This is a genomic window from Gilliamella sp. B3172 (assembly GCF_026536465.1).
In the GTDB taxonomy this organism is placed as follows: domain Bacteria; phylum Pseudomonadota; class Gammaproteobacteria; order Enterobacterales; family Orbaceae; genus Gilliamella.
This window is the reverse complement of the sequence record NZ_JAFNOA010000001.1, coordinates 162,142-180,748: the sequence shown is the minus strand read 5'-3', so window position 1 is coordinate 180,748 and position 18,607 is coordinate 162,142. Positions and strand designations below refer to the sequence as shown.

16 protein-coding genes are annotated in these 18,607 nt (G+C 37.5%); 3 read left to right on the top strand and 13 right to left on the bottom strand.

The window, feature by feature from the left end; all coding sequences use genetic code 11:
- Window positions 1–4: 4 nt before the first annotated feature.
- The 3 genes from J3U37_RS00785 (at window position 5) to J3U37_RS00775 (ending at window position 2,847) form a co-directional block, all read left to right on the top strand.
- Window positions 5–928, top strand: coding sequence for a 1-phosphofructokinase family hexose kinase (locus J3U37_RS00785; RefSeq protein ID WP_267372978.1), 924 nt, complete (start codon window positions 5–7; stop codon window positions 926–928).
- A gap of 11 nt (window positions 929–939) precedes the next feature.
- Entirely contained in the window at window positions 940–2,343 is a 1,404-nt protein-coding gene (locus J3U37_RS00780) for a PTS fructose transporter subunit IIC (protein ID WP_267372977.1), read from the top strand.
- A gap of 66 nt (window positions 2,344–2,409) precedes the next feature.
- The gene (locus tag J3U37_RS00775) at window positions 2,410–2,847 is read left to right on the top strand and encodes a PTS sugar transporter subunit IIA (RefSeq protein ID WP_267329926.1); all 438 of its coding nucleotides are present in this window, start codon (window positions 2,410–2,412) and stop codon (window positions 2,845–2,847) included.
- A 156-nt stretch (window positions 2,848–3,003) separates the two neighbouring features.
- On the opposite strand, the gene ribD is transcribed toward J3U37_RS00775, so the two are convergent.
- From ribD to rpsU, 13 genes are all read right to left on the bottom strand, one after another.
- Entirely contained in the window at window positions 3,004–4,110 is a 1,107-nt protein-coding gene (ribD, locus tag J3U37_RS00770) for a bifunctional diaminohydroxyphosphoribosylaminopyrimidine deaminase/5-amino-6-(5-phosphoribosylamino)uracil reductase RibD (RefSeq protein ID WP_267372976.1), read from the bottom strand.
- Window positions 4,111–4,127: 17 nt separating this feature from the next.
- Window positions 4,128–4,580, bottom strand: a complete 453-nt coding sequence (nrdR, locus tag J3U37_RS00765; RefSeq protein ID WP_220218035.1) for a transcriptional regulator NrdR — start codon at window positions 4,578–4,580, stop codon at window positions 4,128–4,130.
- 163 nt (window positions 4,581–4,743) lie between these two features.
- Window positions 4,744–6,033, bottom strand: coding sequence for a threonine synthase (gene thrC / locus J3U37_RS00760; RefSeq protein WP_267329924.1), 1,290 nt, complete (start codon window positions 6,031–6,033; stop codon window positions 4,744–4,746).
- Window positions 6,034–6,145: 112 nt separating this feature from the next.
- Window positions 6,146–7,084, bottom strand: a complete 939-nt coding sequence (gene thrB, locus J3U37_RS00755) for a homoserine kinase (protein WP_220218037.1) — start codon at window positions 7,082–7,084, stop codon at window positions 6,146–6,148.
- A complete protein-coding gene (gene thrA / locus J3U37_RS00750; protein WP_220218038.1) occupies window positions 7,085–9,541 on the bottom strand; it encodes a bifunctional aspartate kinase/homoserine dehydrogenase I in 2,457 nt (818 codons plus the stop codon). It abuts the gene before it with no gap.
- Between the two features lie 291 nt (window positions 9,542–9,832).
- Entirely contained in the window at window positions 9,833–10,162 is a 330-nt protein-coding gene (locus J3U37_RS00745) for a hypothetical protein (RefSeq protein WP_220218039.1), read from the bottom strand.
- 146 nt (window positions 10,163–10,308) lie between these two features.
- The gene (locus J3U37_RS00740) at window positions 10,309–11,061 is read right to left on the bottom strand and encodes an SDR family NAD(P)-dependent oxidoreductase (RefSeq protein ID WP_220218040.1); all 753 of its coding nucleotides are present in this window, start codon (window positions 11,059–11,061) and stop codon (window positions 10,309–10,311) included.
- Window positions 11,062–11,239: 178 nt separating this feature from the next.
- Complete coding sequence (uspA, locus tag J3U37_RS00735) at window positions 11,240–11,692, bottom strand: universal stress protein UspA (RefSeq protein ID WP_220218041.1); 453 nt, start codon at window positions 11,690–11,692, stop codon at window positions 11,240–11,242.
- A 66-nt stretch (window positions 11,693–11,758) separates the two neighbouring features.
- Window positions 11,759–13,273, bottom strand: a complete 1,515-nt coding sequence (gene pitA, locus J3U37_RS00730; RefSeq protein WP_220218042.1) for an inorganic phosphate transporter PitA — start codon at window positions 13,271–13,273, stop codon at window positions 11,759–11,761.
- A 68-nt stretch (window positions 13,274–13,341) separates the two neighbouring features.
- Window positions 13,342–14,313: a bile acid:sodium symporter family protein gene (locus J3U37_RS00725; RefSeq protein ID WP_267329923.1), complete on the bottom strand. Its 972-nt coding sequence runs from the start codon at window positions 14,311–14,313 to the stop codon at window positions 13,342–13,344.
- Between the two features lie 64 nt (window positions 14,314–14,377).
- Window positions 14,378–16,216: an RNA polymerase sigma factor RpoD gene (gene rpoD, locus J3U37_RS00720; RefSeq protein ID WP_267329922.1), complete on the bottom strand. Its 1,839-nt coding sequence runs from the start codon at window positions 16,214–16,216 to the stop codon at window positions 14,378–14,380.
- Window positions 16,217–16,299: 83 nt separating this feature from the next.
- Window positions 16,300–18,081, bottom strand: coding sequence for a DNA primase (gene dnaG / locus J3U37_RS00715; protein WP_220218045.1), 1,782 nt, complete (start codon window positions 18,079–18,081; stop codon window positions 16,300–16,302).
- 134 nt (window positions 18,082–18,215) lie between these two features.
- Window positions 18,216–18,431, bottom strand: coding sequence for a 30S ribosomal protein S21 (gene rpsU / locus J3U37_RS00710; protein ID WP_024495180.1), 216 nt, complete (start codon window positions 18,429–18,431; stop codon window positions 18,216–18,218).
- Between the last annotated feature and the right edge of the window lie 176 nt (window positions 18,432–18,607).

The window sequence follows — 18,607 nt, the reverse complement described above, 5'->3', positions numbered from 1 at the left end:
CGATATGCTAATTTACACATTAACCCTCAATACTGCAATTGATATGAATATACGTTGTGACGGACTCAATCCAAATTGTGTCAACCGCACTTCACTCACGCAATACAGTCCGAACGGTAAAGCCGTCAACGTTTCAATTGTATTACATAAATTTAACAAGCCAACTTGCGCATTGGGTTTCTTTGGTGGATTTTCCGGTAAATACATTGTTGATGAACTAACTAAAATGCAAATTCAAACAATTCCTTGTTTCATTGATGATATTACTCGCATCAATGTGTTTATCAATGACGGACAAAATGAATACAAATTAGTGGGTAAAGGACCGTTTGTTCCGGATGATAAAAAAGCTGAAATGTTAGCCTTGATTGAATCATTAACAGCAGGTAGTTATTTAGTCATAAGCGGGAGTTTGCCAAATAATGTTGAACCAGAGTACTACCAAACAATTTTAGCTAAATGCAGAAACAAAAATATTCAGGTCATTTTAGATATTAGCCATCCAATACTCAGTAACTTGCTGAGCTATCAACCGCTACTAATTAAACCTAATGATGATGAATTAAAAGATATATTTGGTTTTGAATGTAAAACAACACAACAAGTTGTTTCGGCATTAGAGTCTGTTCACGCGAAAGGTGCGCAAAATATCTTATTAACTATGGGAGACAAAGGACTTTATTTTTCAAATGGAGAACACATTTGGTTTTGTAATTCTGTAGCCATAAAGCTGGTCAGTTCGGCCTGCGCAGGCGACTCATCACTTGCGGCATTTCTAAGCGAATGGCTGCCAGATCAAAACAACATTGCCACAGCAATGAAAAAGGCCTCTGCAACAGGTGCTAATGTTGCAGAATCCGACGGATTAGGCCTATTAGATAAAATCAGTACTTATATGGATAAATTGGAAGTTACCCAAATCAAGTAAGGGAGATGACGATGAAAAAAATATTAGCCGTAACAGGTTGCCCTACCGGTATTGCACATACCTATATGGCAGAAGAAGCACTCAAATCAGCGGCGCAAAAAGCTGGGGTTGAGATTAAAGTCGAAACAAACGGTGCTGGCGGTATCGATAATCTTATTACCGATGCTGATATTGCCGACGCAATTGGTGTTATTATTGCCGCAGATAAAGATGTCAATGCGGATCGTTTTAATGGATTACCCGTAATTGAAGTACCCGTTAAAGACGGCATTCACAAAGCAGCAGCATTAATTGAACAAATTTCCTCCGGCAATGTATCAATACGTAATGCAGATAAAGCAAGTATCAAACAATCTAATTCTGCCAATCAAAGCGAAGTAAAAGAGTCTATTGGTCGCCAGATTTATAAACATTTAATGAGTGGCGTATCAAATATGTTGCCATTTGTTGTCGCAGGTGGGGTACTGATTGCAATATCTTTTTTATGGGGTATTTATTCCTCTTATCCAGAAAATGAACAATATAATGAATTTGCCGCATTACTAAAGAAAATTGGTGGACAAGCATTTGATATTATGGTGCCTATTTTTACCGGTTTCTTAGCTTATTCAATTAGTGGTAGACCGGGAATGGTTGCTGGTTTTGTCGGTGGTTTAATTGCCAATATCACTGAAGCCGGATTCTTAGGTGGAATTATTGCCGGCTTCGCAGCAGGTTATTTAATGCTAGCTGTCAAAAAATTATTAGATGGCCTACCACGTTCATTTGAAGGCTTAAAATCTATTTTTATAATGCCACTTATTGGTGTATTTGTGATTGGTAGCGGTATGTTTTTACTCGGTGAACCGATTGCCAGCATTAATAAAGCCATGAAATCTTTCCTTGAATCATTACAATCTGGAAATCCTATTTTGTTAGGTGTTGTTATTGGTGCGATGTGTTCATTTGACTTTGGTGGACCAGTAAATAAAGCGGCCTATGTCACGGGCACAATGTTACTTGGTGAAGGTAATTTCTATTTTATGGCGGGCGTTTCAGCTGCTTGTATTGCCCCTCCATTTGTTATTGCATTTTCAACCACAATATTTCGTGCTAAAGCTTTTAACGAAGAAGAAAGAGCAGCCGGTATTGTCAATTATATTTTAGGATCGACTCACATTACTGAAGGTGCAATTCCATTTGCCGCTAAAGACCCGTTACGAGTTATCCCTATTATGATGTTATCTTCAGCTATTGCATCGGTATTAACTTTTATCTGTCAAATTCAAGTGCCGGCTCCGCATGGTGGTTTTTTAGTCTTACCACTGGTCAATAAACCACTATTATGGGTAGGTTGTATTTTTGTTGGTGCATTAGTCGGCGCAATTTTATTAGGCTTATTACGTATTCATGAAAAAAGAAAGAGCAATGAATAAATTCGCTAGGTAATCAATTCGATATGCTGATTTTATCGGTATATCGACTCAAACAAGGAAGGAAATATGAGTAATTTAAAATTAACCCCCGAAGATATCGCCATTATTGAAGGTGCATACAGCAAACAACAAGCAATTGAATTGGTGTCTAACAATATGATTCAAGCCGGATTCGTGGCGCAAGATTATACTCAAGCAATGCTTGACCGTGATTCACAAATCTCAACTTTTTTAGGAAATGGTATTGCTATCCCTCATGGGACAACAGAAAAGCGTGATAGTGTGCTAAAAACAGGATTGAAAGTTATCTACTTTCCGCAAGGTATCAATTGGGATGAGGACAATAATACTGCATACGTTGTGATTGGAATTGCCGCTAAAGCAAATGAGCATTTAGATATATTACGTCAATTAACCCGAGCTGTGATTGCTGAAGATACGCTTGAAAGAATCAAACGGGTTAAAACACCTGATGATTTATTAGCCATTATTCAAGGTAACTAATAGCCAATAATCCCATGAGCATAATTATTCATACTCATGGGATTTTTTAGTCACATTTCAAATCGCTTATATTTTTTAGTAACCGTTAAAGAAAATATTAAGCTTAAAAATCCCAATCGATACTAGGTTATTTGTTAACTCTCTTAAAGAAGACCGTTATTTTCTTTTCAACATAACACGCAAATCTTCACCAATCATTGCCACTGATTCAAATTGGAAATTTGGCGCCATAGATAACTGGTGTAAATTAGGTAATATACACATATCTTGTGCATGATGACCCAATAGTTTCGGTGCATAATAGATAATAAGTTCATCAACTAAATCTTGCTCTATTAAGGATCCTGCTAAATGAGCGCCAGCTTCAACCCAAACGGAATTAATTTGATTGTCAGCCAATTGCTTGAATAATTGGGTTAAATCAACATGATTATGGTTTGATGATTCAATGATTAACTGAGTATTTGGTTGATTAATGGCAATATCTTGTTTGCGGGCAACCCATGTCTCACCTGGCTGCTGAAAAATATTTTCATCGCCAGTTAGTTGGTTTTGACTATCGATAATAACGCGAATGGGTTGTCTGATGTTTTCCGGCTGATAGATCTGTTTAATATCGTTAGGCAAATCGGCATAGCGTACAGTGAGGCTAGCATTATCGGCTTGCACTGTTGCACGGGTGCTTAAAATACAACTTGCTTGCGCTCTAAATTGCTGTACATCTTGCCTTGCAGCTATCGATGTTATCCATTGACTTTCACCGGAAGCCATTGCGATCTTACCGTCTAAAGATGCGGCAAGTTTGAGTTGTACATAAGGTCGACCTGTTCGCATTCGTTTTAAAAAGCCTTTATTAAGCGCTTCGGCTTGTTCGGTCAAAACACCTAATGTTACCAAAATTCCCGCATCAACCAACCGTTTTATGCCTTGACCGGCAACGGTTGGATTAGAATCTTGCATCGCAATAACAACACGAGCCACTCCAGCTTTAATAAGAGCATCAGCACATGGTGGAGTTCGTCCATAATGGCTACAGGGTTCTAACGTGACATAAACAGTTGCACCTTGCGCCGCTTTGCCCGCCATTTTAAGCGCAAACACTTCGGCGTGTGGCTGCCCTGCTTTAAAGTGGTAGCCTTTACCAATAATCTGATCGTGTTTAACGATAACGCAACCGACATTTGGATTAGGTGTCGTTGTAAAGCGCCCAAGCTTAGCAAGTTCGATAGCTTGCTGCATGTAATGCTGATCTTTCTCGCTCATAAGTGTCATATTGCAGTTTATTTCTGTTGTAACTTGGCAATTTCATTACTAAATTGTTCAATATCATCAAAGCTAAAGTAGACAGAAGCAAAACGGATATAAGCCACTTTATCAAGACTTTTTAGCTCTTCAATCACATAATCACCGATCAATTTAGCTGGAATTTCACGTTCGCCAGTTGCACGCAGTTTTGATTTTATACGGGTTATTGCATCTTCAATTGCATCAAAACTTACCGGGCGTTTTTCTAATGCTCGTTTGATACCATTACGTAATTTATCTTCATCAAATGGCTCACGAACTTTATTGCTTTTGATGACATTAGGCATAATTAATTCAGCTACTTCAAATGTGGTAAAACGTTCATTACATACCACACATTGCCGACGACGACGCACCTGAAATCCTTCACCGACCAGGCGTGAATCAATCACCTTGGTATCATCTGCATTACAAAACGGACAGTACATAATAATATCCTTATAATGACATAATTGGCATTACAATAGCTGAAAATATAGATTTAAACAAGATTTCAGTTATCTAATGCACATCACATTAGTTTATTCAACGTTTGTTTGAATGGTGATAATAAAAAAAACGCCGCTAAATTAGCGGCGATCTCAGAGTAATCTACCAATCTAACTTAATTAGAAAATCGCGTAATTTGGTAAAATCATCGGACATATAATGCGAAAGTAATGGCATATCAGCACGCTCAGCAAGTTCTTTCGGTAGTGGTATTGATTGCCCCAAAATCTCTTCCACAACCTCTTTAAATTTAGCCGGGTGAGCTGTACCTAAAAATAAACCATATTCACCTTCTTGCAGCTGGTCACGAAGTACACGATAAGCAATGGCGCCATGTGGCTCAGAGAGATAACCTTTTTGGGCTAATTCACGGACACTTTGTTTGGAAACCTCATCGGAAACGGCAGCGTGTCCTAATGATTTTAACACCCAGTTTTCTCTTTTGTAGATTTCTTCAATCCGAGGCCAATTGTTTGGTTGGCTCACATCCATAGCGTTAGACAAAGTTGCCACAGTAGCATGAGGTTCCCATTTACCCGTGTCTAAATAGCGTGGAACAGTATCATTAGCATTGGTGGCAGCAATAAAACGTTTAACTGGTAATCCCATGGTTTTCGCCAATAAGCCTGCAGTTAAGTCGCCAAAATTACCACTTGGCACCGAAATAACTAACTGCTCACGCTGTTTTGGCGTTAACTGAGCATACGCTTCAAAATAATAACAAATTTGCGCTAATAATCGACTGATATTGATAGAGTTAGCTGAGTTTAACCCTATAGCTGATTTTAATGCTTCATCATCGAACGCTTGTTTAACTAATGATTGGCAAGCATCAAAATCGCTTTGAATTGCGATTGTATGAATATTATCACCGAGGGTACAAAATAGTTTCTCTTGAAGTGGGCTGATTTTACCTTCAGGGTATAAAATAACGACCCGAATATTTGGTAAATGATAAAATGCATGGGCAACTGCCGCACCGGTATCGCCAGAAGTGGCGGTTAAAATAGTGATTTTTTTGTCGGCAGCTACTTGAACTAAGGCTTGCGCCATAAAACGCCCACCAAAATCTTTAAATGCTAAGGTAGGGCCATGGTAGAGTTCCAACGTTCCGATATCTTCTTCAACTGATTTGACTGGTGCGGGAAACTCAAAGGCATTTTTGACTAATCGTTGCATATCTTCATGACTAATTTCATCGCCAATAAAAGCAGATAAAATTTTGGCACTTCGAGTAACAAAATCAAGTTTTAACAGAGACTCTATTTCATTAGCTGAGAATTTTGGTAATTGCTCAGGGAAAAATAGACCTTGATTTTTTCCTAGCCCTTGCTCAACCGCTTGGGCAAAACTAACTTGCTGACTGTGATCTTTTAAGTTATACAATTTCATAATATGTTCCGATTATCTTTATACTTTAATTGTGGGTTGTTTGGGATTTCAACTTCACCAAAAACCATTGGAATCTTTTAATTTCACTAATATTTTGTTTTCTTAATCAAGCTTAAATAACTCTTGCACCTTGCGTATCGATTTTACAAATATGTGTAAAACCTTCATCATTTTGCAAATAGTCACTTTTCAGTAATGATTCTACTTGCTCAGCTGTATCAAGATTATCCGTAATGACAAACATGGTTGGTCCTGAGCCGGAAATACCCGAAGCAAGTGCGCCAAGTTGTTTCACCCGTTTTTGTGTTTCATCAAAGTTTGGTAATAATTGTTTACGGTAAGGCTCGGCAATGTTATCCACTAACATAGCGGCGGCCAATTTTGGTTGCTGAGTATAACAGGCATGTAAAAAACCACCGACATAACGACCATGCGCAACACAATCTGCTTTTTGATACTGAGCAGGTAATATGGCTCGTGCTTCTGCTGTCGATACTTTAATGCCGGGATAAGCCATTACCCAATACCAATTTTCAAAATGTGGAATGGTTTGGCTAATGATGCCCATTTCATCAAGGATAAATTGCATGCCACCTAAGTAACAAGGCGCAACATTATCATAATGCACACTACCGGATATCCGTCCTTCAAGTTCCCCCATCATTGAAAGCATTTCAAACTCATTAAAAGGTTTATCGAAAAACGTATTTAAAGCAACAAATGCCCCGACAACAGAACAAGCGCTCGACCCCAATCCAGAACCAATTGGCATATTTTTTTCAAGTGTGATGCTCACCGGTAACGTTTTCCCCATTGCTTTACAAAAACGCTGCCAACATTGATAAACAATATTGTATTTAGGATCACGAGGCAGTTTTTTTACAAATTGCCCTTTGCTAATCAAATTAAATTCATTAGCCGATTCAACCGTTATACAATCCCCAAGCATTGCCCCACTAATCGGATTAATGGCAGCACCTAAAATATCAAAACCAACACTAATATTAGCCATTGATGCAGGTGCGTAGACAGTTATAGATTTATGGCTCATTTATCCTCCAATTTTACCTGATGTTGTACGTAAAATATCCGCAAAAACACCTGCTGCGGTAACATCATTGCCAGCACCATAGCCACGTAAAACCAGTGGAATTGGTTGATAATATCTTGTATAAAATGCCAATGCATTTTCGCCATTTTTGACTTTATAAAGAGGATCTTCACTATCCACCGCTTCAATCTTAACGCTACATTGATTACCATCAATACTGCCGACATAACGTAATACTTTTCCCTCTTTGGCTGCCTGCTCAGATTTTGCTTTAAACTGAGCATCAAGCTGAGGTAATTTTGCCATAAATTCATCAATGCTACCTTGCGCATACTCTGCAGGTAAAACAGATTCGACATTGATTTGATCAAGTTCTAACTGTAATCCTGCTTCTCGCGCTAGAATTAACAATTTTCTTGCCACATCGGTGCCCGATAAATCATCACGTGGATCAGGCTCTGTAAAACCTTTTTCCTTAGCTAATTTGGTAGCTTCAGACAATGACATCCCTTCGTCAAGCTTACCGAAAATAAACGATAATGACCCAGATAAGATACCTGAGAACTTAATCAATTCATCACCAGCGTTAAGTAAATTTTGTAGATTTTCAATAACCGGTAAACCAGCACCTACATTGGTATCATATTGGAACTTACGCTTACTTTTTGCCGCTTCTTGACGTAAGCGTAAATAGTAAGCCATGGAGCTGGTATTGGCTTTTTTATTAGGGGTGACAACATGAAAACCGTTTGCTAAAAAATCAGCATACTTATCGGAAACTTCATTACTGGAAGTACAATCAACTAATATAGGATTCAGTAATCGATTATTTTTCGCAAACTCTATAATACTGTCTAATGTATAAGGTATTTGACTCTGTTTTATCTGCTCACGCCAATTGGTCAAATCAATACCATCACGATTAAGTACGCTATGTTTAGAGTTAAATAAACCACAAACACGCAGATCGACCTGTTTGTTTTTGAGCCATTGTTGTTGGCGACCAATTTGATCAACTAAGGCACCGCCAACACCACCAACACCCACCACAAAAACATCTAACATTTTATCGGTGCCAAATAACATTTGATGAGTGACCCGAACGCCCATTACCGCCACATCATTATCGACAACAACTGAAATAGAACGCTCAGAAGACCCCTGCGCTATAGCAACGATATTAATGTTTGCTCGAGCTAATGCGGTAAAGAAATTAGCTGACAGACCACGTAAAGTACGCATTCCGTCACCCACGACAGAAATGATAGCTAATTTATCAATCACCTCAATTGGCTCAAGTAAACCGTCTTTAAGCTCTAAATAAAATTCATCACTTAATGCTTCTTCCGCTCGATATAGCTCAGTTTGTGGAATGCAAAAACTGATGCTATATTCGGATGATGATTGGGTAATAAGTACAACAGAAATACCCGCATAGGACATGGCAGAAAAGACACGGGCTGACATGCCAACCATACCTTTTAATCCCGGTCCGGATACATTAATCATTGCCATATTGTTGAGATTAGTTATACCTTTTACCGGTGTTGTTGAATCAACAACATTTGCCCCAATTAATGTACCGGGTGCATCAGGATTGTTGGTATTTTTAATTAAACAAGGAATTTGGAACTGAGCTATCGGTAAGATTGTTCTTGGATGAAGCACCTTAGCACCAAAATAAGAAAGCTCCATTGCTTCTTGATAAGACATTGTTTTTAATAATTTAGCATCAGGCACAATGCGAGGATCACAAGTGTAAACGCCATCAACATCTGTCCAAATTTCGCAGCAGCTTGCCCGTAAACATGCAGCCAACACGGAGGCTGAATAGTCTGAACCATTACGACCAAGCACGACTAATTCACCTTTGTCATTACCCGCTGTAAAACCAGCCATTAAGATAATATTTTCAGGTGGAATATGCATTTCACTAATTCGATGCGATGACTCAACAATATCGACTGTCGATTCAAGGTAATCGCCTTGAGCAATTAACATGGTAACCGGATTGATGACCGTTACGGCATGACCTTTTGCTATTAATAACTGTTGCATAATAGCAATAGAAAGTTTTTCACCACGACAAATGATTGAAGCATTAATACTGTCAGGACACTGACCTAATAGTCCAATCCCCTCTAGCAATTGTTTGAGGTTATTAAGCTCATTTAACGCAAAACGTTTCATTTCGTCATAGGCAAAATTAGGTACTGCTTTTGAGATACCTTCTAATAGATCGGCAAAAATTTTCTCTGCATCATAAATGTTAGTTTCAACATCCTGCCCTGCGACCGTTTTTTCGACCATTGCAACCAAATGGTTGGTAATTTTAGCGGGTGCCGATAAAACAGTTGCTGTCTGCTCTTGCTTTGCATTATTTTCAATAATCTCTGCAACACGCAAAAAACGTTCTGCGTTAGCGACAGATGTACCTCCAAATTTTAAAACTTTCATATCACACCTTTACTTATTATCCTAATTTATGCCAGTTCTTATTCAAAATATTAGTTTATAACTTTTAAGATTTTGAACCTATTTTGTATATAAAGTAAAAAACCCGCCTTTTTTGGCGGGTTTTTCAATATTTTTAAGGAAAAATCAACCCGCCCTATATTTAATAATAGTGCCTGTGGTGCCAATCATGCTAATAATGGTCATGATAATGTTCATTATTTTTCCTTGAATAAAATTCTATATTAAACTTAAAACAAAACAGCCCGACATTTTCATGTCAGGCTGTATTAATTAAAAAACTTTTTTGCTGTTTTCGTACTCATTGACTACCTTGTTTAAAGCTTGGTAGATACTTTGAGCATCTTGTTTCTTTAATGCTTCATCAAGAATATTGAGATACGATAACATCAATTTTTGATTATCTTCGGCAAACTGTGGCGAAACTTCCTGATCTTCATATAACATGACATAAGTGCGAGCAAAGCCAAAGATCAAAAAATAGACCGATGCATTTTTTGGATCTTCTTGAATTAAAGTTCGCATAGCTTTACGCAGTTTTACATAACTGTCTGTACCTGGCAAACTTGTCGCAAATGTATTTGTTACTTCAGTAAATGTCATTACCCATAAACCTCAATCAAAATTACAAGAAGAAAGAATATCAATCCATTAGCATAAGTGCAAGTCTATTTTGTTGACAAAATCCATTTTTTTACGATTTAACAGCATCGAGATCCATAATCTCAATGCCAATGCTGGTTTGACTATTACAGTGATTTACTCACCGCTAACCCTGCCGAAGCTTGTGCAACAGGCATAATTTCAATGGAATTAACATTAAAATGTGCAGGTGTGTTAACCAACCATGACACCGTATTGGCAATATCTTCCGGCGTGATGTAATCAACACCTTCATAGACAGCTGCGGCTTGTTCATTGTTACCATGGAAACGGACATTAGAAAACTCAGTGCCACCACATAACCCCGGCTCAATATTTGTCACTCTGACTTTTTTTCCCAAAAGGTCAGTACGTAAATTTGCACTAAATTGTTTAACAAATGCTTTGGTAGCGCCGTAAACATTACCGCCTTTATAAGCGTATGTTCCGGCTACCGATCCAAGATTAATGATATAGCCAAAATTACGCTCAACCATACCCGGTAAAATTTGATGAGTTAAATGAACTAAACCAATAATATTGGTTTCAATCATGGTTTCCCAATCATCATAATTAGCTTGATCAGCTGTTTCTAATCCTAAGGCTAACCCTGCATTATTAATCAGGATATCAACTGGCTGAAACTCTTTAGGCAATTGTAATAATATTGTCTCAACCGAATCTTTCTTTGTGACATCTAAAGATAATCCAAAAAAATTGGTACCTAACTCTGTTGCCAGCTTTTGCAATTTATCTATACGCCGAGCAGCACCGACAACTTTATAACCGTCAGCAATAAGCTTACGACAGATTGCTTGACCAAACCCTGAAGATGCACCGGTAACTAAAGCGATATTCATACTCAATCTCCTTGTATATTAAGAATTATCTGAGTATTTTTTAGAATACTTTACTGGTTAACTAGAAAATTATTCTTTAAATTATACTCAAACGTATAGTATTTCTGAAAGTTCTTGACAAAAATATTATCTTTTTAATAAAAAAACCCGCTTATAAAGCGGGTTGATGTTTAACATTTCATTTTGCTGGCTCTTGCGCAGGCTCATCATCTTTTAACGGCACGATTAATGTGTCGATGTGAGTATTATTGATGAGTTGGCGAGCAGAAGACATTAATTTGCTCCAAAAATCTTGGTGATGACCACAAACAACTAAATCAACCCCATATTCGTGGATAGCTTCAATTAATACTTGACCAAATTCACCATTTCCGGAGAGGGTATGTGCAATTGGATAACCTGCTTCATCAGCCAATTTATTTAAAGCAATGTGCGCATCTTCAGTAATACGATCTTTCATATCATTCATATTGATATCAACTAAACCGGTGTAAAGATCTGAATAATTAATACCAACGTGAATCAATGAGATTTGAGCATTATATGGTCGGGCCATAGAAACTGCTTTTTCGACAAGCACTTCACTTTCTGGTGATAAATCAACTGCGACTAATATATGTTTATAAGCCATGATACTTTACTCCTTCCTATTTTTAACTTCCTAGTTAAATTGATAATCAGTACTCTATTTTTACTACTAAATCAATTTTTGAGCAAGCCAAAAAAGTGACCCAGATAACAAAATTGATATTGGAAGTGTTAAAACCCATGTCAGCGCAATATTTTTTATTGTCTTACTTTGTACACCGCCGCCGTCAACAATCATAGTACCTGCTACTGATGATGAAAGCACTTGAGTTGTCGAAACCGGCATACCGGTATAACTTGCAATCCCAATTGATAAAGCAGTGGTAATTTGTGCTGAGACGCCTTGTGCATAAGTCATGCCTTTTTTACCAATTTTCTCACCTATGGTAATAGCAACACGTCGCCAACCAATCATGGTACCAACAGCCAGCGCTGATGCAACAGCAATAATGATCCAAATTGGCGCATATTCAACAGTTTTAAGTAAATCATTGTTTAATGATTTTAAGTATTGCTTATCTTGTGAAGACACATTAGGTTGTTTAGCCACATGTGATACCGTATCAGATAAACATAGTAAAATGCGTCTGGTTTGTGAACGTTGGTCTACTGTTAGCGTTTCATAATCATTGAGTTTATTAAATAAGTTATTAGCAATACCTAAGGTGGTAAAAGAGCGAGAATAATCGCAATGATATTTATTTAAATCAGTTTCAGGAATAGTTGTATCAACAGCAGTTTGTGAACCAATCACTGAATTAAGCTCTTGGTTATGCGTGACAAAATACTCTTCAATATTATGGATAGCATTACGAGTATTGGTAATGTCATAAGTAGAAGCCTGCATATTAACAATAAAGCCGGCCGGCGCAATACCCATTAATACCAGCATTAATAAACCAATCCCTTTTTGTCCGTCATTAGCGCCATGAGAAAAACTCACTCCCGCCGCCGAAATAATTAGCATAATACGGATCCAAAATGGCGGTTTCTTTTTACCATAAAGCTTTTCACGCTGTTCAGGCGTCATGAAAATACGTTCTCTTTTTTTGCGGCTCTTTTTACTTTGACCTTTGCGAGTCCAATATTTTCTCAGTAAAAAGATCATCAACCCGGCAATCACAAGCCCAACAACAGGGGAAATAATCAATGATAAAAAGATTGAAATCATTTTAGGTATATTAAGTGCATCAATGATCGATGTATCTGTAATAAAAGCATTAGCCAGTGCCACACCGATAATCGATCCAATTAAGGTATGTGAACTTGATGCAGGAATACCTACATACCAAGTGCCTAAATTCCAAATGATTGCGGCAAATAAGATGGAAAATACCATCGCAAGCCCGTGCGCTGAGCTTACGTTAAGTAAAAGATCTGTCGGTAAAAGGTGAACAATAGCATAAGCGACACTCAGCCCGCCGAGCAATACGCCAAAAAAGTTAAACATACCTGCCATAAAAACGGCAAGTTGTTCTTTCAATGCCCTTGTATATATTACTGTTGCCACAGCATTAGCTGTGTCATGGAAACCATTAATTGCCTCATAAAAAAGAACAAAAAATAGTGCCAAAACTAATAATACAATGGTTGTAAATTCTAAATCAGCAAATAGATGAAACATAATATATCTTTCTGTTGTTAATAGCCCAGCTATTATCCTTGAGAATCAAGCAATGAGCAAAACAATTTTTACATTTTTCGCTTTGCATAACGTGCAGCCAGTACAGCACAGATCATGAGTTGTACTTGATGAAAAATCATTAAAGGCAAAATCATAATGCCCATTATCGACATTGGGAAGATAACACTTGCCATTGGAATGCCACTAGCAAGGCTTTTTTTCGAACCACAAAACACAATGGTAATCTCATCTTCTTTATTAAAACCTAATAGTCGCGACCCATATGTGGTCGCCAACAATACAATGGTTAATAAGACGATAGAATAAAAGATAATCTCTATAAGTGATAGCAAACTAATTTTAGACCAAATCCCGTTAGCAACCGCATCACTAAAGGCAACATAAACAACTAACAAAATGGATAAGCGATCTGTTTTAGCAATCACAGTTTTATATTTATCGACCCATTTACCAATAAATCGCCGTGAGAGATGACCGAGTACAAATGGTAACATCAGTTTGAGCATAATTGATGAGATAGCATCAAGCAAATTCATTGATCCTGCCGCTTGAGTATGCATAAGTAAACCCACTAATACAGGCGTTATAAATACCCCTAATAAAGTAGATGCTGATGCACTACAAATTGCAGCCGCAACATTACCTTTGGCTATGGATGTAAAGGCGATTGCTGATTGAACAGTGGCGGGTAAAACACAAAGATAAACAAATCCAAGATAGAGTTCATAAGGTAAGAAAGTAGGGACTAAAAATTGCATTAGTACGCCTAAAATAGGGAAAAGAATAAAGGTCGTAGCAAAAATGAATAGATGCAGTCGCCAATTTTTAATCCCGACAACGATGGCCTGAAATGATAACTTAGCGCCATGCATAAAAAATAATAAGCCAATAGCAAACGTTGTTAGGTATTCAAAAACAACTTTAGTTTGCCCTTCACAAGGAAATACACTGGCAGTCAGCACCACACAAATTAAAATTAATAGAAACGGATCGATTTTAAAACGTTGTAGTAGGTTCATGGCTTCAAGCGTGATAAGTTAAAAAAAATCGCCACAAAAGTGGCGATAGATAAGATAGTAAGATTTATTCTAAGAAACTGCGAAGCACATCAGAACGGCTTGGATGACGTAATTTACGTAATGCCTTAGCCTCGATTTGACGTATACGTTCACGTGTAACATCAAACTGTTTACCGACCTCTTCAAGTGTATGGTCAGTATTCATATCAATACCAAAACGCATACGTAGTACTTTCGCTTCCCTCGGTGTTAATCCTGATAAGATATCACGAGTTGCGCTTCGTAAACTCTCTGATGTCGCTGCATCTAATGGTTGCTCAAGCGCTGTATCTTCAATAAAGTCACCTAAGTGTGAATCTTCATCATCACCGACCGGCGTTTCCATAGAAATTGGCTCTTTGGCAATTTTCAGCACTTTACGTATTTTCTCTTCTGGCATCTGCATACGCTCAGACAACTCTTCTGGAGTTGGCTCACGCCCAATCTCTTGTAACATTTGACGAGAGATTCGGTTTAGCTTATTAATTGTTTCAATCATATGCACCGGAATACGAATCGTTCTGGCTTGGTCAGCAATAGAACGAGTAATGGCTTGTCTAATCCACCATGTAGCATAAGTTGAGAATTTATAACCACGACGGTATTCAAATTTATCAACAGCTTTCATCAAACCGATATTACCTTCTTGAATAAGATCTAAGAATTGTAATCCTCGATTGGTGTATTTTTTCGCAATAGAGATAACCAAACGTAAATTCGCTTCAACCATCTCTTTTTTAGCCCGACGAGCTTTTGCTTCACCAATAGACATACGTCGGTTGATATCTTTAATCTGTTCTATAGATAAATTAGTTTCCGTTTCAATTTGCTGCAAACAATTAATTTCAGCTTCAATAGGCTCTTCAAACTCTTTTAAATTTGCGGCAAAAGCACCCTTAGCCGTTAAGGCTTTTTTAAACCAGCTCATGTTATTTTCATTGCCGGTAAAATGGGTCATAAACTGTTTTTTCGGCATCTTGCACTGCTCAACGCAGATCTTCATAATCACACGCTCATGTGCTCTTACGCGATCCATCATGCTGCGCATATTATTTACAAGAATATCGAATTGTTTACCCACTAAACGAAATTGTTTAAAGATTTCGGATAGATTTTCGATCTCTTGTTGTGCTTTTTTATGTGCACGTCCATATTTTTTGATAGCGGCTGAAGTTTTATCGTGCTGTTCTTTTAATTCAGCAAACTTAGCTCTGGCAACTTCCGGATCGATAGAGACATCATCATCAGCAGAATCACTGTCTTCCTCTTCGTTTTCATCGTCGCTATCATCAATTTCGATCTCTTCTTCGTTATCATCTAACTCTTCCGGTAACTCTTCTGCTGATTCTTCAGCATTCGGATCAACAAAGCCAGTGATAAGATCAGACAGACGTACTTCACCACTTTCAATTAAATTATATTGTTCTAAAAGATAAGTAATCGCTTCTGGATATTCTGAAACAGAGGTTTGAACTTGGTTAATCCCATCTTCAATACGTTTTGCGATGTCAATTTCGCCTTCACGGGTTAAAAGTTCAACCGCCCCCATTTCGCGCATGTACATACGCACAGGATCGGTAGTTCGACCTATTTCTGATTCAACATTAGAAAGTACCAATGCTGTCGCTGCTTCAACAGCTTCTTCATCAGGAACATTATCTGAAAGTAATAACTCATCAGAATCAGGGGCTTCTTCAAGAACTTGAATCCCCATATCATTGATCATTTGGATAATATCTTCAATCTGATCTGAATCAATAATTTCTTCTGGCAAGTGATCGTTGACATCAGCATAGGTCAGGTATCCCAGTTCCTTACCTCGAATGATCAGAAGTTTTAACTGTGATTGAGAATTTTGCTCCATAAAAGGTATCCACATTTAGTTATTCGGTAATGTATAATATATATGTAAGACAAAATGATATTGTCTCCATATACCCTATATATTTAGTCTTTTTTTGATAAAACAAGTATTAGTGTCGCTAATTCTTTTTTCTCTGCGGTACTTAAGCCGGAGACTCTCTCTTTTGCGATCAGTTCATCTTGCCTTTGGGCGAGTATATTATCATATAACTCTTTTAAAGTATGAGAAAATATTGTGCTTATTTCATCATCTTGATAATGGTGTTCCCAGCTTGCTAGACGATTAAGTTGCTTATAAAACGGTCTATCAATACATTGCGTTAATATCTGGGCTGTAGTTATATTTGGGTAATGTTGGCATAATTCAAGTAATTCAATAAAAATATCAATCCCCGCTAACTTGGCTTGACGCATAATATTGATATCCGAGACTTGTTTAGCAAGGTTTGGATACTGTATTAACAAACCAATTAAAATACGCATAATTGTTAATTTCATTTGAATTGAAGGCTTAACTTCAGCCGTCTTATCTTCACTTTTTTGACGATTATCACGAATTAATTGTTCAATTTGCGCAACATCAAGTAAGCCTAAATAACGCCCCAGTTGTTGAAGTAAATTTAACCTGAAAGCTTTCGCTTTTACTTGCTCAAGCATTGGTATAGCAAGTGCACTCAATTTTGCTTTGCCTTCAGAACTACTTAAATCAACTTGTTTTAATAATTCATCAAATAAAAATTGAGATAAGTTAGGCGCTGATTGTAAATGCGATTCAAAACCTTGTTTGCCCACTTTACGTACAAAACTATCCGGATCTTCATCCTGTGGCAAAAAAACAAATGTAATTTGTTTACCGTCAATCAAGCAAGGCAGTAACACATTAAGCGCACGCCAAGCTGCACTACGACCCGCTTTATCACCGTCATAACAAAATATGACAGAATCAGTTGCCCTAAATAGTAACTTGATGTGCTGTTCTGATGTTGATGTTCCTAATGCTGCCACAGCATAATCAATGCCATATTGCGCTAGCGAAACAACATCCATATACCCCTCAACCACCATGAGTTTATCGGGGTTACGATTAATCTCTTGTGCTTCATAAAGCCCATATAATTGGAATCCTTTATGAAAGATTGGGGTTTCTGGCGAATTGATATATTTAGCCGAATCATTGATTATCGTGCGCCCACCAAAAGCAATCACATTGCCTTGCCTGTCTCGAATAGGAAACATAATTCGACCACGAAAACGATCATATTGATTACCACCGTCACTGGTCACTAACATGCCAGCTTGATCATAAAGATGAGTTTCCGCTTTCGTTTTTGCCACACTTTGGAAAGTTGAACGCCATTCGTTAGGTGCGTAACCTATTTTGTACCGAGCAATAATTTCACTGTTAAGCCCTCGCTGTAAAAGATACTGTTGCGCATCTTTTGACGTGGTTAATGTTAATTGCTGCTGGTAAAAATTGGTGATTTTTGCCATTAGTGTATAAAGGTCACGGCGAACATTACGCGATTCAATCTGTTTTGAATTATCAAGTTGGCTGTTATCGCTATCAGTATAAGGAACTTGTATCCCTTGCATGCTAGCGATTTCTTCAATTGCTTCGGGGAAAGATAAACGGTCGTACTGCATAAGAAAATTCACTACCGAACCGGATGCACCACATCCAAAACAATAGTAAATTTGTTTTTTTTCATTTAGTGAAAAAGAGGCGGTTTTTTCATCATGAAAAGGACAACAACCAAAGTAGTTATTTCCTTTCTTTTTCATTTTAACGCGTTTACTGATCACATCAAGAATACTTGTGCGAGCAATTAAATCTAAAATAAAATCATTAGGAATACGACCTTTCATGATAAAATTCAACCAATATTGGTATTACCCAAAGACAACAAGCCGTATCGAAATGTACGGCTTGTTAAAATCTCTTTATATTAAAAATAGATAAAATTGATAGTTAGTATCAATTAAAATTTTCAGTATAAATCTTAGTATAGACGAGTGCGACGAGCGTTTTCTCTTTCTAATTTTTTAGCATGGCGTTTAACAGCTGCTGCTTTTGCGCGTTTACGAATAGTTGTTGGTTTTTCGTAAAATTCACGGTTACGAACTTCAGCTAAAATCCCTGCTTTCTCGCAAGAACGTTTGAAACGACGTAATGCTACATCGAAAGGTTCATTTTCACGTACTTTAATTACTGGCATGTGCCTCTCACCTCAAATTTGTTTAATATCACAAAGGACTAAAAATTAGTGCGCAATTTTACCTCTAATCGATATATGTTGTAAAGTAAAATATCGAATAATTACCACAGAGCAAATTAATTTGCTAATCTACAAGCTCAGTCAGATAATAAACGATAGTTATTCAAAATAAATAG